This window comes from Sphingomonas ginsenosidimutans (assembly GCF_002374835.1).
GTDB classification, from domain to species: domain Bacteria; phylum Pseudomonadota; class Alphaproteobacteria; order Sphingomonadales; family Sphingomonadaceae; genus Sphingomonas; species Sphingomonas ginsenosidimutans.
The window spans coordinates 93373-113156 of record NZ_NWVD01000005.1; the positions used below are offsets into that span (position 1 = coordinate 93373).

At 68.9% G+C, this 19784-nt stretch carries 18 protein-coding genes; 7 read left to right on the top strand and 11 right to left on the bottom strand.

What is annotated here, in order from left to right; genetic code table 11:
• Position 1: 1 nt before the first annotated feature.
• From COA17_RS12575 to COA17_RS12585, 3 genes are all read right to left on the bottom strand, one after another.
• The gene (locus COA17_RS12575) at positions 2–928 is read right to left on the bottom strand and encodes a FecR family protein (protein ID WP_096612895.1); all 927 of its coding nucleotides are present in this window, start codon (positions 926–928) and stop codon (positions 2–4) included.
• Positions 900–1460 (bottom strand): RNA polymerase sigma factor, encoded by a 561-nt coding sequence (locus COA17_RS12580; RefSeq protein ID WP_245857792.1) that lies wholly within the window; start codon positions 1458–1460, stop codon positions 900–902. Before COA17_RS12580 ends, COA17_RS12575 begins: the two co-directional genes overlap by 29 nt.
• A 115-nt stretch (positions 1461–1575) precedes the next feature.
• Positions 1576–3360, bottom strand: a complete 1785-nt coding sequence (locus tag COA17_RS12585) for an ABC-F family ATP-binding cassette domain-containing protein (protein ID WP_096612897.1) — start codon at positions 3358–3360, stop codon at positions 1576–1578.
• 117 nt (positions 3361–3477) lie between these two features.
• On the opposite strand from COA17_RS12585, the gene COA17_RS12590 reads away from it, so the two are divergent.
• The 3 genes from COA17_RS12590 (at position 3478) to COA17_RS12600 (ending at position 5855) form a co-directional block, all read left to right on the top strand.
• Positions 3478–3789: a hypothetical protein gene (locus COA17_RS12590; protein WP_096612899.1), complete on the top strand. Its 312-nt coding sequence runs from the start codon at positions 3478–3480 to the stop codon at positions 3787–3789.
• Between the two features lie 25 nt (positions 3790–3814).
• Positions 3815–4480, top strand: a complete 666-nt coding sequence (locus COA17_RS12595; protein WP_066484631.1) for a response regulator transcription factor — start codon at positions 3815–3817, stop codon at positions 4478–4480.
• A gap of 67 nt (positions 4481–4547) precedes the next feature.
• Positions 4548–5855: a sensor histidine kinase gene (locus COA17_RS12600; protein ID WP_066484633.1), complete on the top strand. Its 1308-nt coding sequence runs from the start codon at positions 4548–4550 to the stop codon at positions 5853–5855.
• A 16-nt stretch (positions 5856–5871) separates the two neighbouring features.
• Here the strand turns inward: COA17_RS12600 and gpmA are convergent, their stop codons facing one another.
• Both gpmA and COA17_RS12610 read right to left on the bottom strand, forming a co-directional pair.
• Complete coding sequence (gene gpmA / locus COA17_RS12605; RefSeq protein WP_070321920.1) at positions 5872–6558, bottom strand: 2,3-diphosphoglycerate-dependent phosphoglycerate mutase; 687 nt, start codon at positions 6556–6558, stop codon at positions 5872–5874.
• Positions 6558–7022, bottom strand: a complete 465-nt coding sequence (locus COA17_RS12610) for a GNAT family N-acetyltransferase (RefSeq protein WP_096612901.1) — start codon at positions 7020–7022, stop codon at positions 6558–6560. Before COA17_RS12610 ends, gpmA begins: the two co-directional genes overlap by 1 nt.
• Before the next feature lie 78 nt (positions 7023–7100).
• On the opposite strand from COA17_RS12610, the gene COA17_RS12615 reads away from it, so the two are divergent.
• Both COA17_RS12615 and COA17_RS12620 read left to right on the top strand, forming a co-directional pair.
• The gene (locus COA17_RS12615) at positions 7101–7823 is read left to right on the top strand and encodes a dienelactone hydrolase family protein (protein WP_096612903.1); all 723 of its coding nucleotides are present in this window, start codon (positions 7101–7103) and stop codon (positions 7821–7823) included.
• Positions 7820–8746 (top strand): NAD(P)H-dependent flavin oxidoreductase, encoded by a 927-nt coding sequence (locus tag COA17_RS12620; protein ID WP_096612905.1) that lies wholly within the window; start codon positions 7820–7822, stop codon positions 8744–8746. Before COA17_RS12615 ends, COA17_RS12620 begins: the two co-directional genes overlap by 4 nt.
• A 208-nt stretch (positions 8747–8954) precedes the next feature.
• Here COA17_RS12620 and COA17_RS12625 read toward each other — a convergent pair whose 3' ends face one another.
• Positions 8955–9236 (bottom strand): chorismate mutase, encoded by a 282-nt coding sequence (locus COA17_RS12625; RefSeq protein ID WP_066485510.1) that lies wholly within the window; start codon positions 9234–9236, stop codon positions 8955–8957.
• 110 nt (positions 9237–9346) lie between these two features.
• On the opposite strand from COA17_RS12625, the gene COA17_RS12630 reads away from it, so the two are divergent.
• Complete coding sequence (locus COA17_RS12630) at positions 9347–10354, top strand: polyprenyl synthetase family protein (RefSeq protein WP_066485500.1); 1008 nt, start codon at positions 9347–9349, stop codon at positions 10352–10354.
• A 10-nt stretch (positions 10355–10364) separates the two neighbouring features.
• Here the strand turns inward: COA17_RS12630 and COA17_RS12635 are convergent, their stop codons facing one another.
• Positions 10365–11342 (bottom strand): cation diffusion facilitator family transporter, encoded by a 978-nt coding sequence (locus COA17_RS12635; protein WP_096612907.1) that lies wholly within the window; start codon positions 11340–11342, stop codon positions 10365–10367.
• A gap of 124 nt (positions 11343–11466) precedes the next feature.
• Between COA17_RS12635 and COA17_RS12640 the strand changes: the two genes are divergently transcribed.
• Entirely contained in the window at positions 11467–13662 is a 2196-nt protein-coding gene (locus COA17_RS12640; protein ID WP_096612909.1) for a PQQ-dependent dehydrogenase, methanol/ethanol family, read from the top strand.
• A 51-nt stretch (positions 13663–13713) separates the two neighbouring features.
• On the opposite strand, the gene COA17_RS12645 is transcribed toward COA17_RS12640, so the two are convergent.
• The 4 genes from COA17_RS12645 to COA17_RS12660 form a co-directional block, all read right to left on the bottom strand.
• On the bottom strand, positions 13714–16062 hold the full coding sequence (locus COA17_RS12645; protein ID WP_096612911.1) for a TonB-dependent receptor: 2349 nt from the start codon (positions 16060–16062) through the stop codon (positions 13714–13716).
• Between the two features lie 243 nt (positions 16063–16305).
• A complete protein-coding gene (ctrA, locus tag COA17_RS12650) occupies positions 16306–17001 on the bottom strand; it encodes a response regulator transcription factor CtrA (RefSeq protein WP_066491474.1) in 696 nt (231 codons plus the stop codon).
• A 102-nt stretch (positions 17002–17103) separates the two neighbouring features.
• Positions 17104–18237 carry an AI-2E family transporter gene (locus tag COA17_RS12655; protein ID WP_096612913.1) on the bottom strand — a complete coding sequence of 378 codons (1134 nt, stop codon included), beginning with the start codon at positions 18235–18237 and terminating at the stop codon, positions 17104–17106.
• A 78-nt stretch (positions 18238–18315) separates the two neighbouring features.
• Positions 18316–19749, bottom strand: coding sequence for a hypothetical protein (locus COA17_RS12660; protein ID WP_096612915.1), 1434 nt, complete (start codon positions 19747–19749; stop codon positions 18316–18318).
• Positions 19750–19784: the final 35 nt, after the last annotated feature.

Genomic DNA, 19784 nt, shown 5'->3' on the forward strand with positions numbered 1-19784 from the left:
CTTATCGCCCGATGACGATCCGGTCGTTTTCGACGCGCGATCGGGTGCCGAGCGCCAGCGCGACGGTGCGCGCGAACCCTTCGGGATCGTCGTTGCGGAACGCGCCGTGCAGCGGCTGCCGCGCCAGCGCGGCGTCGGCGACGACGATCGGGCGGCGGTTGTAGCGGTTGATCGCGGCCACCGCGCTGGCCAGCGTCTGTCCCTGCAATTCCAGCCGGCCGTCGCGCCAGTCGAGCGCGCGCGCCATCGCATCCGCCGACAAAAGGTCGGTCGCTGCCGCATCGCCGACACGAAAGCGCCCGCGCTCGCCCGCGCGCAGCCGGGCGGGGCGCAGCGCGCCGGTCACCTCCACCACGCCCTCGGTCACCAGCACCTCGACGTCGTCGTCCTGCGCGACCGAGAAGGCGGTCCCGACCGCGCGGATGCGGATGCCCGCCGCCTCGACGACGAACGGGCGCGCGGGATCGTGCGCGACGCGGAACAGCGCGCGCCCGCGATCCAGCCGGATGTCGCGCGCGGCGGCGGAGAAGCGCGGCGTGACGCAGGTGGCGGTGTCCAGCACGACGCTGGACCCGTCGTCGAGCGGGGTCTGGCGGATCTCGCCGATGCCGGTGGCCAGCGATGGGGCGGGGCGCAGCGCCAGCCCCAGCCCCGCCAGCGCGCAGGCCGCCCCCCCGGCCAGCAGCGCGCGGCGGCCGAGCGTGCGGCGCGGCGGCGCCGCCGCGACCGCCTGCGCCGGCGACTGCGCCAGCGCGGCGAGCGCCGCCTGCGCGCGGATCAGCGCACCGCGATGGCGCGTATCGGTGTCGAGCCAGGCGCGCAGTTCCGCCTCACGCGCCGCCGGCAAGGGGCCGGTCGCCAGCTGCGCCGCCCATTCGGCGGCGCGGGCATCGCGTTCGTCACGCGCGTCGGCGGGTGGCCGTTCCACCGGCTAGCGTCTCACCATCGGCGCGCATCGCCGACATGAGATGACGGACCGCCTTTGCCGCATCATTCTCGACCACACCTTCGCTGACGCCCATCCGTTGCGCGATCTCCCTTTGCGAGAGACCTTCCACCCGCCGCAACCGGAAAATCTCCCGGCAGCGCGCGGGCAACCCCGCCAGCACCGCGGCGACCATCGACAATTGCCGCCGGGCATCCGCGGCGCGTTCGGGATCCGCGCGCTCGTCAATGATGGACGACGCGTGCGTTTCCGTCAGCATGTCGAACCGCACCACCTTCTGCCGGCGGAACGATTCGCGGCGCAGGTTCTGGACGATGCGCACGAAATAGGCGCGCGGCGCGTCGATATGGTCGACCGAGGACAGCTCGCCGAGCCGGCAGTAGGCGTCATGAATCAGGTCGTCCGCCTCGTCAGGGGAGGCGCCGCCCGCAATCAGCCACCGCCGCACCCCCGCCTCGTGCGGCAGGATGTGCGTCGCCAGCCATTCGATCGTCGTGGGTGTCGCGCCCGCCATAAGCCCCCCTGGACGTATCGGCTGTGGCGAACGGCGGTTGCGGCATGATGACAATCGCGACGCGGCCGGCGGGGGGGAAGAGTGGCGGGCGCGGCAAGGCTGGGGCGGGGCGGGGTCAGCCCGCTCCCTCGACCCGTTCGGCCAGTTCCAGCCAGCGCATCTCCGCCGTGTCCTTCTCGTCGCGCAGCGCGGCGATTTCCTTCGTCAGCCGGTCGAACGCCGCCGGATCGCGGGTGTAGAGCGCGGGGTCGGCCAGCCGTTCCTCGCGCGCGGCGACGTCGCGGTCGATCGCCTCGATCCGCGCGGGCAGCAGGTCGTAGTCGCGCTGGTCCTTGAAGCTCAGCTTGACGCGCGTCGGGGCGGCGGGCGGGGGCGCGGCGGTCGGCTTCGTCGCCGCGGGCCTGCGCGCGTCCGGGCGACGCTGGCGCTTGGCCTCCCAATCCTCGTAACCGCCCGCGACGACATCGACCGTCCCCGACCCGTCGAGGCCGAGCGTCACCGTCACGGTGCGATCGAGGAAGTCGCGATCGTGGCTGACGATCAGCACGGTGCCGCCGTAATCGGCGATCACCTCCTGCAACAAATCGAGCGTTTCGAGGTCGAGGTCGTTGGTCGGCTCGTCCAGCACCAGCAGGTTCGATTCGCGCGCGAACTCCCGCGCCAGCAGCAGCCGCGAGCGTTCGCCGCCGGACAGCGTTCCCACCTTCGCCTCCGCCAGCGACGGATCGAACAGAAATTCCTTGAGATAGCCGTGCAGGTGCTTGCGCGTGCCCAGTACGTCGATCCACTCGCCGCCGTCGGCCAGCACGTCGCGCACCGTCTTCTGCGGCGCCATCAGGCTGCGCTGCTGGTCGATGACGATCCCGTCCAGCGTCCTGGCGCGCTTCACCGTGCCGCTGTCCGGCGCCAGCTCTCCGGTCAGCAGGCGCAGCAGCGTCGTCTTGCCTGCGCCGTTGCGCCCGACGATGCCGATCCGGTCGCCGCGCGCGACGCGCAACGTCAGGTCGCGGATGATCGTGCGATCGCCGTAGCTCTTCGTGACATGCTCGACGTCGATCACCACCTTGGTCTTCACGTCGTCCGCGGCGACCTGCAACGCGGCGGCGCCCTGCGGCCCGATCATCGCGGCGCGCGTGGCGCGCATCTCCTTCAGCTTGGCCAGCCGCCCCTGGTTGCGCCGTCGCCGCCCGGTGACGCCGCGTTGCAGCCAATGCTCCTCGATCTTCAGCTTGGCATCGAGCCGCGCGGCATTGCGCTCCTCCTCGGCATAGACCTGCTCGGTCCAGGCATCGAACCCGCCGAAGCCGACCTCGGCGCGGCGCAGCAGCCCGCGGTCAAGCCACAGGGTCTGGCGCGTCAGCCGCGTCAGGAAGGTGCGGTCGTGGCTGATGACCACGAACGCGCCGGTGAACCGCTTCAGCCAGTCCTCCAGCCATTCGATCGCGGCGATGTCGAGGTGGTTGGTCGGCTCGTCCAGCAGCAGCACGTCCGGGTCCATCGCCAGCGCGCGGACGATCGCCGCGCGGCGCCGCTCCCCCCCCGACGCGGTCGCCGCCTCCCGCGACAGGTCGATGCCCAGCTGGTCGGCGATCGCCGCGGCCTCATAGGCGGCGGGCGCACCCGCGCCGTTCAGCACATATTCCTCCAGCGTGGCGAAGCCGGCGACGTCGGGGTCCTGCTCCAGCATCACCACCTTGGTGCCGGGCACGATCGTGCGCCGCCCCTCATCGGCGTCGATCGCGCCGGCGATCAGCTTCAGCAGCGTCGATTTGCCCGCGCCGTTGCGCCCGATCAGCGCCAGCCGGTCGCGCGCGCCGACGAACAGGTCGAGGTGGCGGAACAGCCAGCCCGCGCCCTGGACCAGCCCCAGATCCTCATATGCCAATATCGGTGCAGCCATGGCGCGCACCTAGGGAACCGGGTCGGTGGCGGCAAGTTGCATGGTCAGGTTGCCGGCGGCTGACACCGCCATTCACAGGCTGTTCAATCCCTTCCCGCTATGCCAGCAAAGGTGAGAATGCTGCTTCGCCTCCTTTCGACCGGCCCGGCCGTCCTGCTCCCGGTGCTTGCCGCGCCTGCGCTGGCCGTGCCCGGCGAACAGGCGCACGACGGGCTGGCCGCGCGGCAGGCGACGCGCGACGGCCGCATCCTGCCACTGCCGGAGATCGAGCGCCGCGTCGTGCCGACGATGAAGGGCGCGCAATATATCGGCGTCGATCTGGAGATGCCGAGCGGGGTGTACACGCTCAAGTTCCTGCGCGACGGCAGCGTCATCTGGGTCGACGTGGACGGGCGGACCGGGCAGGTGATCGGCCGTACCGGCCATTGACGATATCAGGAACAGGGAGACCCACATGCGCGTGCTCATCGTCGAGGACGAGCCGAACCTCGGCCAGCAGCTGAAATCCACGCTGGAGGGCGCCGGCTACGCCATCGACCTGGCCACCGATGGCGAGGAGGGGCATTTCCTCGGTTCGACCGAGAACTACGATGCGATCGTCCTCGACCTCGGCCTGCCGGAGATCGACGGGCTGACCGTGCTCGACCGCTGGCGCAAGGAAGGGAAGACGACCCCCGTGCTGGTGCTGACCGCGCGCGACAGCTGGTCCGACAAGGTCGCCGGACTGGACGCGGGCGCCGACGATTACGTCGCCAAGCCGTTCCAGACCGAGGAGCTGATCGCCCGGCTGCGCGCGCTGATCCGCCGTGCATCGGGCAATGCCTCGTCCGAACTGACCGCGGGCGACGTGCGGCTGGACACGCGATCGGGCAAGGTCACCCGCGCGGGCGAGCCGGTGAAGCTGACCGCGCAGGAGTATAAATTGCTTAGCTACCTGCTCCATCACAAGGGCAAGGTGGTGAGCCGCACCGAGTTGATCGAGCATATCTACGATCAGGATTTCGATCGCGATTCGAACACGATCGAGGTTTTCGTGACGCGCATCCGCAAGAAGCTGGGTCAGGACGTCATCACCACCATCCGCGGGCTTGGCTACAGCCTGGAAGATCCGGACGCCTGACGCCGTGACCGATTCGGGCGCGATCGAGCCGCTGGGGCTGCGCGCGCGCGGCTCGCTGTCGCGGCGCATGATCCTGATCGCGGCGCTGTGGATCTCCGTCCTGCTGGGCGCGGGCGGGTTCGCGCTCGACCGCGTGCTGGTGGCGGCGGTGACGACCAATGCCGACGACCAGCTGGAATATGTGCTGCGCTCGCTGCTGGTGTCCGCCGAGATCGACACCGCAGGGGAGGTGACGTTCAACCGCGAACCCGCCGACCAGCGGTTCCTGGAGCCGTATTCTGGCCTCTACTGGCAGGTTTCCGCGCCGGGGCATGAGGTGTTCCCCTCGCGCTCGCTGTGGGACCGGCAGATCGCCTATGGCGTGCAGCACGACGACCGAGGCGTCCACATCTACGACAGCAAGCAGTTCGGCGACGAGAAGCTGCGCATCGTCGAGCGCGACGTGAAGCTGCCGGGATCGCCGGTGCGATGGCGGTTCCAGGTGGCGGCCAGCCGCGAGGCGCTGGATGCGCAGATCACGATATTGCGGCGGACGCTGGTGCGCAGCTTCGTGCTGCTGGGCGTCGGCCTCATCATCCTGGCCGCGCTCCAGACCTTCTACGGCCTGTGGCCGCTGCGCAAGGTGCGGCTGGAGATCGCGAAAATGCGCGCTGGCCGTTCGAACCAGATCGCCGGCGACATGCCGCTGGAAGTGCTGCCGCTGGTCGAGGAACTGAACGCGCTGGTCGCGCACAACGAAACGCAGGCCGAGGAGGCGCGCCGCCATGCCGGAAACCTGGCCCATGCGCTCAAGACCCCGCTGACCGTCATCATGAACGCCGCCACCGCGCAGTCGGACGATCTGGCCGATACCGTGGTGCGCGAGGCGCGGACGATGCGGCGGCAGGTCGACCACCATCTGGCACGCGCACGCGCGGTCGGCCGGCGTGGCTCCGCGCACAGCCGCGCGCAGGTGTGGCCCAGCGTCGAATCGGTCGAGCGCGCGGTCCGTCGCCTGTACCCGCATGTTCGCGTCGACATGGACGGGCCGAAGGATCTGGTCGCGCATATCGAGCGGCAGGATCTGGACGAGATCATGGGCAATCTGGTCGAGAATGCCGCCAAATACGGCGGCGGCAGCGTGTTCGTGACCGTTGCGGCGCAGGCCGGCTTCGTCGAGATCATGGTCGAGGACGACGGCATGGGCATCCCCGAGGCGGATCGTATCCGCATCTTCGACCGCGGGGTGCGGCTCGACACCGGCAAGCCGGGCACGGGCCTGGGCCTCGCGATCGTGCGCGACGTCGCGGAAATCTACGACGGAACGGTCACGCTGGAGGAGAGCGAGGATCTGGGCGGGCTGCTGGTGCGGCTGCGCCTGCCGATGGCCGGGTAGGCGCAGCCGCCGCGGATTACCGCTCGTTCAGGTAATAGCGGTCGGTCGCGTTCAGCTGCGCGTCCAGTTCGTAGACGATCGGCTGGCCGGTGGGGATTTCCAGCCCGGTGATCTCGTCGTCGGAGATGTGCGACAGATGCTTCACCAGCGCGCGCAGCGAATTGCCGTGCGCGGAGATCAGCACGCGCTGCCCGTCCTTCAGCGCGGGGGCGATGCGTCCTTCCCAATAGGGCAGCACGCGCGCGATCGTGTCCTTCAGGCTTTCCGTGGCGGGGACCGCGATCCCGGCGTAGCGGCGGTCGCCCGACAGGTCGAACTCGCTGCCCGCCTCGATCGGGGGCGGCGGCACGTCGAAGCTGCGGCGCCAGATGTGCACCTGTTCGTCGCCATGCTTCGCCGCGGTCTGCGCCTTGTCCAGCCCGGTCAGTCCGCCGTAGTGCCGTTCGTTGAGGCGCCAGTCCTTCTCGACCGGCAGCCACAGCCGCCCCATCGCCTCCAGCGCAAGGTTCAGCGTCTTGATCGCCCGCGTCTGCAGGCTGGTGAAGGTCTGGTCGAAGTCCAGCCCCTTCGCCGCCATCAGCTCGCCCGCGGCACGTGCCTCGGCCGCGCCCTTTTCGGTGACGTCGACGTCCCACCAGCCGGTGAAGCGGTTTTCGAGGTTCCAGGCGGACTGGCCGTGGCGGATCAGGACGAGCGTGGGCATCAATTTTCCCCTAGGTCGAGCGTGAAGAACTGGTTGTGCGGGCTGGCGGCGTAATCGCCGAACGGTGCGCAGGGAACGAAGCCGGCGCGCCGGTACAGCGCCAGCGCCGCGTCATAGGCGGGTGTGGTGCCGGTTTCGAGGAACAGGCGCGTGTAGCCGCGCGCGCGGGCGGTGGCGATGATGTGGGTGAGCGCGGCATGGCCCGCGCCGCGCCCGCGCGCGGCGGCGGTGCTGCGCATCGACTTTACCTCACCGCTGGCGGCGTCGAGCTGTTTCAGCGCGCCGATCCCGGCCAGCGTCCCACTGTCCCAGACCGAGAAGAAGGTGACGTCGGGCGCGGAAAGACCCTCCGCACCCAGCGCGAAGGCGAAGCCGGCCGGCGTATTGCCATGCTGGTCCGCGACATGCTCCGCCAGCAGCGGCGCCACTGCGGGGTTGTGCGGATCGTCGATACGTACCTGCATTCGCTTGCCCCCCTTCGTCGCCCCGTCTAGCGAAAGAGCACGCGCAGACAAGCCGCGCAGGCGGGCGGGAGAGGACGAGTGACGGTACAGCGCCGCACGATCGTATATGACGGGCCGGGCGGCCCGTTCGAGGGCGTGTTCGCCTGGGACGACGCCGACAGCGCGCCGCGACCCGGCATCCTGGTGATTCCCAACGTTCTGGGGCAGAAGGAAGCCGACAATCGCAAGGCCGAGGATCTCGCCGCGCTCGGCTATGCCGCGCTGGCCTGCGACGTGTTCGGCCAGGGGCGGCGCGCGCAGCCGGGGCCGGACATGGCGCGCTACATGAACGAGCTGAACGCCGACCGCGCGCTGCTGCGCGACCGGCTGGCCGCCAGCCTCGCCACGCTGAAGGGGCAGGGGGAGGTCGATGCCGGCAAGACCGCGGCGGTCGGTTTCTGCTTCGGCGGCAAGTGCGTGCTCGACATGGCGCGCGCCGGGCTGGACACGCTGGGCGGCGTCAGCTTCCACGGTGTCTACGACCGGCCGGACTATGCCAGTGTCGATCCGATCGCGATGAAGCTGCTGGTCTGTCACGGCTGGGACGATCCGCTCGGCCCGCCCGAGGTGACGGTGGCGCTGGCACAGGAGCTGACCGCGGCGCGCGCCGACTGGCAGCTGCACGCCTATGGCCATGCCGGGCACGCCTTCACCGACGAAAGCCGTCGCGATTCGACGATGCCCGGTGTCGCCTATGAACCGCGCGCCGACCGCCGCAGCTGGCAGGCGATGCGCGATTTCCTGAAGGAGCTGTTCGCATGAAGACGCGCGTGACCGAGATGCTGGGCATCGAAAAGCCGATCATCCAGGCGGCGATGGGCTGGATCGCCCGGTCGCAGCTGTCCTCCGCGGTGTCGAACGCGGGGGGGATGGGGATCATCGAGACATCGTCCGGAGAACTGGACGCGGTGCGCGCCGAGATCGTCAGGATGCGCGCGCTGACCGACAAGCCGTTCGGGGTGAACGTGGCGCAGGCGTTCGTGCGCGATCCGTCGATCGTGCAGTTCGTGATCGACCAGGGGGTGCGGTTCGTCACCACCTCCGCCGGCGATCCGATGAAATATACCGCGATGCTCAAGGATGCGGGACTGACCGTCTTCCACGTCGTCCCCAACCTGGCGGGTGCGCTGCGCGCGGTCGAGGCGGGCGTCGACGGGCTGATCGTGGAGGGCGGCGAGGGCGGCGGGTTCAAGAACGCCAAGGACGTGTCGACGATGGTGCTGGTGCCGCAGGTGGTCGCCGCGGTCGACGTGCCGGTGGTCGCGGCCGGCGGGATCGTCGACGGGCGCAGCATGGCCGCCGCCTTCGCGCTGGGCGCGGAGGGCGTGGTGATGGGCACGCGGATGCTGACCGCCACCGAATGCCCGGTGCACCACAACTGGAAACAGGCGATCCTGTCCGCTGACGCGACCGACACGGTGTTCCTGAACCGCGCCGGGCCCGGCCCGGCCCTGCGCGCGCTGCGCACCGAGCGCACGACGCGGATCGAGAAGGAGGGTGCCCCCGGCGGCATCTTTGCTGAGTTCGCGGACACGCAGGCGGTCTATTTCGGCGGCGACCTGGAGGCTGGCGTCGCGCTGACCGGGCAGGTCGCGGGGCGGATCGATTCGGTCACGCCGGTTGCGCAGATCTTCGAGGAGACGATGCGCGAGTATGACGCGGTGATCGCACGCCTGCCGCGGTAGGGGGCGTCGCTGACGCCTTGAGCCGTCATGCCGGACCTGTCCGGCATCCACTGTGCCGCAAACCCATAAGGTTATGATATTGCGGATCGGTGGACCCCGGAACAGGTCCGGGGTGACGCGTATTGCAAGGCGGGCCGAGCGAATCGCGCAGAGGTCTGAAGACGTGGGTAGGGCACCAATGTCCGCCAGACCATCGAACGACCGGGCGCTATCCCCGCGCCGCCGCTTCGTGGTGGCGAATCACCTCGTCGATAATGAAGCGCAGGAATTTCTCGGAGAATTCCGGGTCCAGCTCGGCTTCCTCGCTCAGTGCGCGCAGCCGGGCGATCTGTGCTTCCTCACGCCCCGGATCTGCGGGGGGCAGGTTGGCGGTCGCCTTGTACGCGCCAACCGCCTGCGTCACCTTGAACCGTTCCGCCAGCAGGCACACCAGCGCGGCATCGATATTGTCGATGCTCTTGCGGTACCGTTTCAGCACCTCGTCCGTCATCCGCGCCTCTTCCCCGTCATCGGCCAACGGGCGCTTCCATGCGGCGACCGGCGGAGATGGGCAAGCCCGCGCTTGCCTTGCGCGCCGCCTCGACCGTAAGGGCAGGGCAGATGAGCGTCACCCTTCACCGCTTCGCCGGCCACGCGCCCTCGCTCGACCCGATGATCGGGTTGGTCGCGCGCGATATGGATTCGGTCAATGACGTGATCGTGGACCGGATGCGGTCCGAGATCCCGCTGATTCCCGAACTGGCGGGGCACCTGATTGCCGGCGGGGGAAAGCGGCTGCGCCCGATGCTGACGCTCGCCAGCGCGCGGCTGCTGGGCTATGACGGCGATCGCCACCACCTGCTCGCCGCGGCGGTGGAATTCATCCATACTGCCACCCTGCTCCACGACGACGTGGTCGACGGATCGGACCTGCGCCGCGGGCGGCGTACCGCCAACATCATCTGGGGCAATCCCGCCAGCGTGCTGGTCGGCGATTTCCTGTTCTCGCGCTCGTTCGAGCTGATGGTCGAGGGTGGCAGCCTGCGCGCGCTGGAGATATTGTCGAACGCCTCGGCGGTCATCGCGGAGGGCGAGGTGAACCAGCTGACCGCCGTCCGGCGCGTCGACCTGGCCGAGGAACGCTATCTCGACATCATCGGCGCGAAGACAGCGGCGCTGTTCGCGGCGGCGTGCCGGGTCGCGGCGGTGGTGGCGGACCGTCCCGCGGACGAGGCGCCGCTCGACGCCTATGGCCGCAACCTGGGCGTGGCGTTCCAGCTGGTCGACGATGCGATCGACTATACCAGCGACGCGGGCACGATGGGCAAGGATGCCGGCGACGATTTCCGCGAAGGCAAGATGACCCTGCCGGTGATCCTGGCCTATGCCCGCGGGGACGAGGAGGACCGCCTGTTCTGGCGCGATGCGGTGGAGGGGCGCCGGTCGGGCGATACCGATTTCGCGCACGCCGTCGATCTGGTCCGCCGCACGCGCGCGGTCGAGGACACGTTCGCTCGCGCGCGCCACTACGGGCAGCAGGCGATCGACGCGCTGGCGGCGTTCGAAGACGGCGCGGCGAAGGATGCGATGGTCGAGGCGGTGGAGTTCGCGGTCGCCCGCGCCTACTGACCGGGCGCGGTTATACCCGCGCCGGATCGGCCAGCTTGCAGTCGGCGTCATGATCGCCGGTCTCGATCTGGATCGTGGCATGGCCGATGCCGAAGCGGCGGTGGAGCATTTCCTGCGTTTCGCCCAGGAACGCATCGCCCGGATGCCCGCCGGGGATCAGCAGGTGCGCGGTCATCCCCGGCTCGGTCGTTGACATCGGCCAGATGTGCAGATCATGGACGGCGGTAACACCCGGCAGCGCCGCCAGCGCGTCGTGCACGCCGTCATAGTCGATGCCGCGCGGCACCGCCGCCAGCGCCATCTCCACCGTTTCGCGCAGCAGCCCCCAGGTCTGCCAGAAGATCAGCGCCGCGATCACCAGGCTGACCATCGGGTCCAGCCATGCCGCCCCGGTCGCCCAGATCGCGATGCCCGCTGCGACCACTCCGGCAGAGACCACCGCGTCGGACAGCATGTGTAGATACGCCCCGCGGATGTTGACGTCGCCCTTGCGTCCGCGCGCGAACAGCCACGCGGTGACGGCGTTGACCGCGATGCCGAGGCCCGCGACCAGCGCGACGTCCAGCCCCCGTACCGGCGCGGGATCGCCCAGCCGCTGGATCGCCTCCATCGCGATCGCGCCGATCGCCACGAGCAGCAGCAGCGCATTGGCCAGCGCCGCCAGGATCGTCGATCCCTTCAGCCCGTACGTGAACCGCTTCGACGGCGCGCTGCGCGCCAGCGCCGCACCGCCCCAGGCGATTGCCAGCCCCAGCACGTCGGACAGGTTGTGCCCCGCGTCGGCCAGCAGCGCGACCGATCCCAGCACGAAGCCGGCCACCCCCTCTGCCACGACATAGACCAGGTTGAGCGCGATGCCGATCGCGAAGGCGCGGTCCCAGCGTTCGGGCGGGGGATGATGCGCGTGGTCGTGGCCGTGCGAATGCCCGTGCCCGTGCCCGTGCCCGTGTCCATGGGAGTGCCCGTGATGATGATGACCGTGCGCCATGGCCGCAGGTCTATCATCGCCGCGGCGGGAGATACTAGCGCATGGGGCTCCCAAAGCCCTTCCCTTCGCCGGCGATCTAAGTCAGTCTCATCAGGCGACCGCAACGACGGCGCATGGGGAGAGGATGAGGATGCGCAGATGCGTGGGGCCGCTGCTGGCCATGACGATCCTGGCGGGCTGCGGCAGCGGCCAGCGAGAGGCCGGGGCGCCGGCCGCCGCCGCGACCAGCGGCGTGGGGAAGGTGGATGCCGCGCTGCTGACCACCGGCGGCGACGGCAGCGACTGGGCGATGACCGGGTTCAATTACCAGGAACAGCGCTTTTCCCCGCTGAAACAGGTCAACGCCGGCAATGTCGGCCAGCTGGGGCTGGCGTGGTATGCCGATATGCCCGATGCGCGCGGGCAGGAGGCGACCCCGGTGGTGGTCGATGGCAAGCTGTTCGTCACCGGCCCGTGGTCGAAGGTGTTTGCCTATGACGCGGCCACCGGCGCGAAATTGTGGGAATATGACCCGAAGGTCGATCCGCAGAAGGGCGTGCAGGCGTGCTGCGACGTCGTCAATCGCGGCGTGGCGGCGTGGAAGGGGCAGTTGTTCGTCGGCACGCTGGATGGGCGGCTGATCGCGCTCAACGCCGAAACCGGCACCCCCAATTGGTCGGTGCAGACCACCGACAACGGCAAGCCCTATACGATCACTGGCGCGCCGCGCGTGGTGAAGGACATGGTGCTGATCGGCAATGGCGGCGCGGAGTTCGGCGTGCGCGGCTATGTCACCGCCTATGACGTGGCGACGGGCGCGCAGAAATGGCGCTTCTACACCGTCCCCAACCCCACGGGGGCGAAGGACGGCGCCGCATCCGACGCGGCGATGGCGAAGGTGGCGCCGACCTGGTCCGCGAACGGCCAGTGGAAACAGTCCGGTGGCGGCGGGACGGTGTGGGATTCGATCGTCTATGATGCGGAACTGGACCAGCTGTACCTGGGCGTCGGCAACGGCAGCCCATGGAACCACGGGCTGCGCAGCGAAGGGCAGGGGGACAATCTGTTCCTGTCCTCGATCGTCGCGCTGAAGCCGGAAACCGGGCAATATCTGTGGCATTATCAGGAGACTCCGGCCGAAACCTGGGACTTCACCGCCACCCAGCCGATCGTGCTGGCGACGCTGACGATCGGGGGGCAGCCGCGCAAGGTGCTGATGCAGGCGCCGAAGAACGGCTTCTTCTATGTCGTCGATCGCACCAACGGGCGGCTCATCAACGCCGGGCAGTTCATTCCCGGCGTCAACTGGGCAAGCGGATACGATCTGAAGACCGGGCGTCCGATCGAGAATCCGGCGTCGCGTTACTATCGCACCGGCAAGCCGTTCCTGGCGGTGCCTTCGGCGATCGCGGCGCACAACTGGCAGCCCATGGCCTTTTCGCCGCAGACCGGGCTGGCGTACATCCCCGCTCAGACGGTGGGCGCGGCCTATCTCAACCCGTCTTCGCCGCTCGACCAGCGCAAGCCCATCGGGTTCAACGTCGGGCAGGACCTGGGCAATGCCATGTACCCGCGCGATGCCGCCGCGGTGAAGGGCGCGATCGCCAGCGCCACCGGATCGCTGGTGGCGTGGGATCCGGTCGCCAACAAGCCGCGGTGGAAGGTCGATTACCCGACGTCATGGAACGGCGGGACGATGGCGACCGCGGGCAATCTGGTGTTCCAAGGCACGTCGCTGGGCGAATTCCGTGCCTATGCCGCCGATACCGGCAAGCAGCTATTCGCTTTCCCGGCGGGCACCGGGATCATGGCGGGCGCGGCGACCTATATGGTCAAGGGCAAGCAATATGTCGCGGTGCTGGCCGGGCGCGGCGGCGCGCTGCCGCTGTCGATCGGCTATGCGATCGGCAAGGCGCGCGACGTGCCCAATAATCCGCGGCTGCTGGTGTTCGCGCTGGGCGGCAAGGCGGTGTTGCCGCCGTCGCCGGGGGCGACACCCGCCGCGCCGGTGCCGCTGCCCGATGAGAAGGCGCCGCCCGAGCAGGTGGCGCAGGGCAAATTGCTGTTCGGCCGTTACTGCCAGGTGTGCCACGGCGCCAGCGCGATGGGCGGCGGAGTGCTGCCCAACCTGCAGAACGCGCCCGTGCTGTCCGACGCGGAGACGTGGAAGTCGATCCTGATCGACGGCGCGCTGAAGGACCGCGGGATGGTCAGCTTCGCGCGGGTGATGACACCGGAGCAGGCGCAGGCGATCCGCCACTATGTCATCGACGAGGCGCGCTGGGCGCGCGCCAATCTGGGCGACGGCGGCGCGGCGGCGAAGCGCGCGGCCAAGCCGTGATCCGGTCGGCGGGAGGGGGCAGGTGCCGCCCCCTCCCGCGCGATCGTTAGCTTAGAAGCCGCGACGCAGCGTCACGAACCACTGGCGCGGCGCGCCGGTCAGCAGCGTCTGGTTGTCGCCGCTGGCGGTGTAGCCGTTGGTGCCGATGGTCGAGATATACTGTTCGTCGGTCAGGTTGGTCACGCTGCCCTCGATCGCGAAGCCGCGGAAGAAGCCGAAGCCGTCGCCGAAGCGGAAACCGATGCTGGCGTCGACCAGCACGCGCCCGTCGACCGACTGGTCGTTGAGGTAGGTGAAGTACCGCTTCGACATATAGTCCGCGCCGACGCGGCCGAAGACGCGGCTGTCGTCATAGACGATCTCGCCCTTGGCCATATGCTCCGGCGTGTCGACCACGGTCTTGCCCTTGGTCGCGGTCAGGATCGTGCCCGCAGCGTCGACGACGTTGTCCTGGTACGTCGCCTTGTTGTACGAATAGCTGGCGAACAGCGTCAGCGGACGCATGACGCGGTAGAAGGCCGACACTTCCGCGCCATAGCTTTCGACGTCGCCGGCATTGTTGAGCGTCGGCGGATTGCCCTGGATGCCCGATCCGTTGGAGAAGGTCAGCAGGCGATCGGCGAAGTGGATGTAATAGCCTGCCGCCGACAGCTGCAGCCCGCCGCTGCGCAGGCGAACGCCGCCTTCGCCGGTCTTCGACGTTTCCGGCTTCAGCGTGTTGCGGATGCCGTCGAACCCGGCCTGGGTCGTCGCGAACGGCCCGGTCGTGGCCGAGGAGACGAAGGCGCGCATGTTCTCGGTATAGCTGGCGAACACTTCGGCGCCGCCGCCCAGGTGGAACACCGCGCCCACCTGCGGCAGGAACCAGTCGCGCGACTGGATGCGGCCCGACACCAGCGATCCGGTGCGCAGCGTCGCCTGGTTGCGGACCTGCATCCCCTTCCACCCGCCGCTCAGCGTCAGCCGATCGAGCGTCAGCGTGTCGGCGACATGGTACTGGATCGTCTCGGTATCGTACTTCCCGTTCCACTGGGTGAAGAACGGATTGTTCTGGAAATCGCGCACGTTGCGGTTGGGCGTCGCGGCGCTGGTCATGCCGTAGAAGCGGCGCGCCTGGTCGAAGGTGTTGGTTTCGTACCAGCCGCCCACTTCCAGCCGGTTCGCCCCCGTGTCGAGCGCCACGCTGGTCAGGTTACCGGCACGGCGGATGGCGTATTCGGTGGTACGGAACGACAGCGGCGAGGCGGCCGACAGCGTACCGCCGTTCCCGTCCGCTACACCCGCCGGCGAACCGACATAGGGTGTGATCCACGAACCCTGGCCCTTGTTCTTGTGCCCGTAGCTGGTCGACACGATCGACAGCATGTCGGTCAACTTCGCATCGAAGGTGATCCCGCCCAGCCAGTCGCGGCGCACGCCGGCCGCATCGTAATATGCGTCGTCGACCGTGCCGATACCCGCCGGGAAGGTAAGGCCGGCGGACGGATAGGGCAGCACGGCATTGGCATTGCCCGCGCGCGCGGCCTGGTTCTGATAGACCTGCCCGATCTGCAGCGCGAGCGGGTAGTCGTTCGAGATATTGTCGGCATAATAGCCGCGGCGACGCAGGATGTCGTAGCTGAGATCCTGATAGTCGTTCTCACGCCGGTCGGAGAAGTTCAGGAACGCGGTGATCGCGCCGCGGTCGCCGAAGTCCTTCACCAGCTTGGCATTGGCCTGATGCTGGCGCTGCACGCCATAGCCCTTCCACTTGTCGGTGGTGAGGAAGCCGTAGCTGAGATAGCCCTTCAGCCCGTCGGCGATATCGCCGGTGTCGGCGCGGACGAACGCGCGCCACGTGTCGTTGCTGCCATAGGTGCCCGACGCGACGATATCGGCATCGTTCGACGGCGCACGGCTGACGAACTGCAGCGTGCCGCCCAGGTTGCTGGTCGATGCGGTGCCCAGCGCGCCGGCGCCCTGCGCGACCGTGGTGCTGGCGAGGTTCTCCGAAATCGCCGCGCGGCTGATGTGCAGGCCGTTGACGTTGCCGTAGCTCATGTCGCCCAGCGGCACACCGTCCAGCGTGAAGCCCAGCTGGTTCTGGTTGAACCCGCGCAGCGAGATGCGCGTCGACCATTCATAGGCGCCGAAGGCGTCCGCCGACTGGAAATTGACGCCCGGCAGCTTCGACACCGCCTTCAGCGGGGACGTGCCCGGGGTCAGTCGCTCCAGGTCGGCGGCGGTCACCGTCTGCACCTGCCGCGCCTGGCCGAAGCCGAGGACGACGATGTCGCCGTTCTCCTCGGCGGCCGGCTGATCGGCGGGGGCGGTCGGTGCGGGGGCTTCCTGCGCGGCGACGGCGGGCGCGGCGAACATCAGCGCGGTGGCGCCGGCGAGCAGCATGGACTTGGTGTTCATTATCTTTTGTTTCCCCCAACAGGTTCGGGGGGCCGGTGCCGATGTTTGGGGACACGGCGATGACGGTTCCATTGCGGTTTCGTAACGGGCCGTACCGCCGCCGCGCGCGCATCGCGTCGAAGCAGCGAATCGCGCCGCGGTGATGCGCGGCGGCCACAGCGATGCGCACAAAAAAGGCCGCGGCGCCCCCCGGTGCCGCGGCCTTTCTGTTCCCCGGACGGGCCGGGGGAAACGGTGATCGCGTCAGGCGACCGCGACGATCTCTTCCGGCTCGCGCAGCACATAGCCGCGGCCCCAGACCGTCTCGATATAATTGTCGCCCTCGCAAGCCGTGCTCAGCTTCTTGCGCAGCTTGCAGATGAAGACGTCGATGATCTTCAGTTCGGGCTCGTCCATCCCGCCGTACAGGTGGTTGAGGAACATTTCCTTGGTCAGCGTGGTGCCCTTGCGCAGCGACAGCAGCTCCAGCATCGCATATTCCTTGCCGGTCAGGTGCACGCGCGCGCCGTCGACCTCGACCGTCTTGGCGTCCAGGTTGACCGACAGCTTGCCGGTCTTGATGACCGATTGCGAATGGCCCTTCGAACGGCGGACGACGGCGTGGATGCGCGCGATCAGCTCTTCGCGGTGGAACGGCTTGGTCACGTAATCGTCGGCGCCGAAGCCGAAGCTGCGGACCTTCGAATCCATCTCGTTGATGCCCGACAGGATCAGTACCGGCGTCTGCACGCGCGCAACGCGCAGCTTCTTGAGCACGTCATAGCCGTGCATGTCCGGCAGGTTGAGATCGAGCAGGATGATGTCGTAATCGTACAGCTTGCCCAGATCGAGGCCTTCCTCACCCAGGTCCGTCGAATAGACGTTGAACCCTTCGGTGGAGAGCATCAGCTCGATAGCCTTGGCGGTGGTCGGCTCGTCCTCGATCAGCAGAACGCGCATATTGCAGTCCCCCGGTTCGCAAGCGCGGCACCACCCTGTCGGCCCGCCTCACCAGATATCCATTTACCAAACCGCTTCTGAACGCAAAAGGTTAATTTCGACTTAAGCCAATGATTCCGGCGAGTCGTCTGCCGAATCTGATTTGGGGTCTGTGGCTGGCGGTTCACGCGGGGTGCCCTTGGCGGTAAACAGGCGGCGTTCGCGGCTCGGCGGAATGTCCTCGCCCAGCACCTCGCGCAGGTACAGGCTGCGCATCAGCGTGTAGGTGACGACCAGGATTCCGCCGGAAAAGAACAAGCCGAACACGCCGAAGACCGCCCCGGTGCCGATGATCGCGAACAGGCTGAGCGCCGGCGGGATCGCGATGACGCGCCCGGTGACATAGGGGGTGACGAGGTTCGTCTGCACGATTCGCACCAGCGCGAACGTCGCCAGCGCGCCCAGCAGCGGCTCGGTCCCCGCCGTCGCGGCGAGCCCGAGCGCCGGCAGCATCGCGGCGAGCGGACCGACATAGGGGATGAACTCCGATATGCCCGTCAGCAGCCCCAGCAGCGCGGCGGACGGCACGCCCGCGATCCACAGGCCGATGCCCACCATCGTGCCCATCGCAGTCATCTGGATCAGCTGCGCGCGCAGCCACAGCAGCAGCGTCGATCCGACGTCGCCTAGCGCATCTTCGACCGCCGCGCGCTTGGCCGGCGGGATCAGCAGCAGGAGGCCGCGTTCGTACACCTTGGGATCGACCGCGAAGAAGATCGCGCCGAACAACACGATGAACGTATTGAGCAGCAACTGTCCCGCACCGCGCACGATCTGGCCGATGTCCTGCGCCACGCGGCTGCCGGCGAAGGCGGCGCGGACCGCATCGACCACCTTCGCGCCCACCGGGCTTTGCGACATGTAATCGTCCAGCTGGTCGATCAGGCCCGGCAGGGCGACGACCAGCGTGTTCACCTGCGCGCGGAATTCCACCCCGAACAGCCACACCATCAGCGCGATAAACCCCAGCACCGACAGGATTGCCGCGATCAGCGCCGGGCGCTTGGGAAAACGCGCATGGGTTTCGTACAGGTCCGCCAACGCGTGGATGACGATCGCGATCAGCACCGATCCGAACGCCAGGATCAGCAGGTCCTGCGCCAGATACAGCGCCGTGGCGACGGCGGCGATGACGATCAGCCACAGGACGCGGCGCAGGAAGCGCGCATCCGAATCGTCGGGGGCCAGGCGGTTCATGCCGCGGGGCGGGCGGATCGTTTCATGCGCGGCACAACGCATGTGGTGGAAAAAAGGACGCGCGACCGCGTCGCGTTATTACAGCGCGATCGTCCCCGGCCACCAGCCGATCAGCGCGGCATAATCCTGCGGCGGGGCGGGCAGCGCGAACCGTGCCAGCGTGGCGGTGACGACGACCACCGCCAGCGGCACGAACGCGCGCCGCGGCACCGGCCGGTCCCCCAGCAACACCGCCGCCAGCGCGGTCGCGATCATCGGCCACAGGTGATAGCGCAGGTCCGACGCGATCGACACCGCGACGAAGCTTGCCTCCAGCGCGATCGCCGACGCCAGCAGCGCCGCCGCCAGGTCGCGCGCCGGGGCAGGGGGGCGCCGCCACGCCGCCCACGCCAGCCCGGCCGCCAGCGCCAGCCATGCGATCGGCCAGCCGAGCGGGGTTTCGACCAGCCACGCCGCAATCCCCTGCCAGCGGTGCATCGCCGCGCCCCCAACGGTGGGCAGGCCGACGTCGTTCGGCTCGCCCCAGGCGGGCGGATCGGCGAAGGGCAGGTGCGCGGGGACGATCCACCGCTCGGTCATGTTCCAGTGCGCGGCGCGGTGCGAAAGATAGGCCAGCGGATGGCGCACCACGCTCATCGCCAGCCGCGGGTAGAGCGTCGCGGGCGGCTGCGCCCACAGCCGCCGGGTCACCGGCCCGCACTGCGCATCGTCGCCGATCGAGTCCCAGAACAGCGGCGACACGCAATGCCGCGCCGCCATCACGCGCGCGGCCGCGGCCGGCAGCCCGGTGCCGTCGTCTCCGCCGGTACGCACCGCGATGCCGGCCAGATCGTAGAAGGGCTGCGTCTTCTGCACCCCGCTGGGCCGCGTCGCGCCCAGCAGGTGGCGGTTGACCGGTCCCGACAGCGCCAGCCCCGCCGCAAGGATCAGCACCCCGGCGATCACGCGATGGCGTGTCCGCCGCAGCGGCAGCAGCATGGCGATCAGCGGCGCCAGTGCGAACACCGCATTGGCGCGCAGCAGCATGGCATAGCTCAGCAGCACCGCCGCGGCGATGCCCGCCGCCCATGGCACGGCGCGTCCGCGCAGCCGCCAGAACGCGACCAGCCCGACCGCCGCCAGCGTCGCGCCGACGAATTGCGTGTCCTTCACGACGACGCCCTGCCAGCCCAGGAACGGCGGCAGCGCAGCCACCGCCACCGTCGCCCAGCCGGCCCGCGCCCGTCCGCTGCGCGAGAGGGCGGCGGCGATCAGCCCGATCGCCAGCCAGTAGAGCGCGAGTTGCGCGGCCAGCAGCGGCGCCAGATCGCGGCGCCATGACAGCGTCCATTCCCACAAACGCGCCAGCGCCGGGGGATGCCAGTCGTCTAGCCGCCCCGCGACGATCTGTTCGTACTGGCGCAGGACGTCATATTCGACGATTCCCGGCCAGAATATCGCCAGCGATGCCGCGAACAGTGCGGCGGCGGCGATCGCCGCACCGTCGCCGGTCGCCCGAAACAGGCGCGTCATCGCTCGCTAACCCTCCGATGCGGCACGGTGCCGCC

Coding starts and splice junctions, on each gene's coding strand:
- COA17_RS12590 (WP_096612899.1), top strand. CDS start 3,478: ATGCTGCTTCGCCTCCTTTCGACCGGCCCGGCCGTCCTGCTCCCGGTG.
- COA17_RS12580 (WP_245857792.1), bottom strand. CDS start 1,460: ATGGCGGGCGCGACACCCACGACGATCGAATGGCTGGCGACGCACATC.
- COA17_RS12620 (WP_096612905.1), top strand. CDS start 7,820: ATGAAGACGCGCGTGACCGAGATGCTGGGCATCGAAAAGCCGATCATC.
- ctrA (WP_066491474.1), bottom strand. CDS start 17,001: ATGCGCGTTCTGCTGATCGAGGACGAGCCGACCACCGCCAAGGCTATC.
- COA17_RS12610 (WP_096612901.1), bottom strand. CDS start 7,022: ATGCAGGTACGTATCGACGATCCGCACAACCCCGCAGTGGCGCCGCTG.
- COA17_RS12585 (WP_096612897.1), bottom strand. CDS start 3,360: ATGGCTGCACCGATATTGGCATATGAGGATCTGGGGCTGGTCCAGGGC.
- COA17_RS12625 (WP_066485510.1), bottom strand. CDS start 9,236: ATGACGGACGAGGTGCTGAAACGGTACCGCAAGAGCATCGACAATATC.
- COA17_RS12655 (WP_096612913.1), bottom strand. CDS start 18,237: ATGAACCGCCTGGCCCCCGACGATTCGGATGCGCGCTTCCTGCGCCGC.
- COA17_RS12630 (WP_066485500.1), top strand. CDS start 9,347: ATGAGCGTCACCCTTCACCGCTTCGCCGGCCACGCGCCCTCGCTCGAC.
- COA17_RS12635 (WP_096612907.1), bottom strand. CDS start 11,342: ATGGCGCACGGTCATCATCATCACGGGCACTCCCATGGACACGGGCAC.
- COA17_RS12640 (WP_096612909.1), top strand. CDS start 11,467: ATGAGGATGCGCAGATGCGTGGGGCCGCTGCTGGCCATGACGATCCTG.
- COA17_RS12645 (WP_096612911.1), bottom strand. CDS start 16,062: ATGAACACCAAGTCCATGCTGCTCGCCGGCGCCACCGCGCTGATGTTC.
- COA17_RS12595 (WP_066484631.1), top strand. CDS start 3,815: ATGCGCGTGCTCATCGTCGAGGACGAGCCGAACCTCGGCCAGCAGCTG.
- COA17_RS12660 (WP_096612915.1), bottom strand. CDS start 19,749: ATGACGCGCCTGTTTCGGGCGACCGGCGACGGTGCGGCGATCGCCGCC.
- gpmA (WP_070321920.1), bottom strand. CDS start 6,558: ATGCCCACGCTCGTCCTGATCCGCCACGGCCAGTCCGCCTGGAACCTC.
- COA17_RS12600 (WP_066484633.1), top strand. CDS start 4,548: ATGATCCTGATCGCGGCGCTGTGGATCTCCGTCCTGCTGGGCGCGGGC.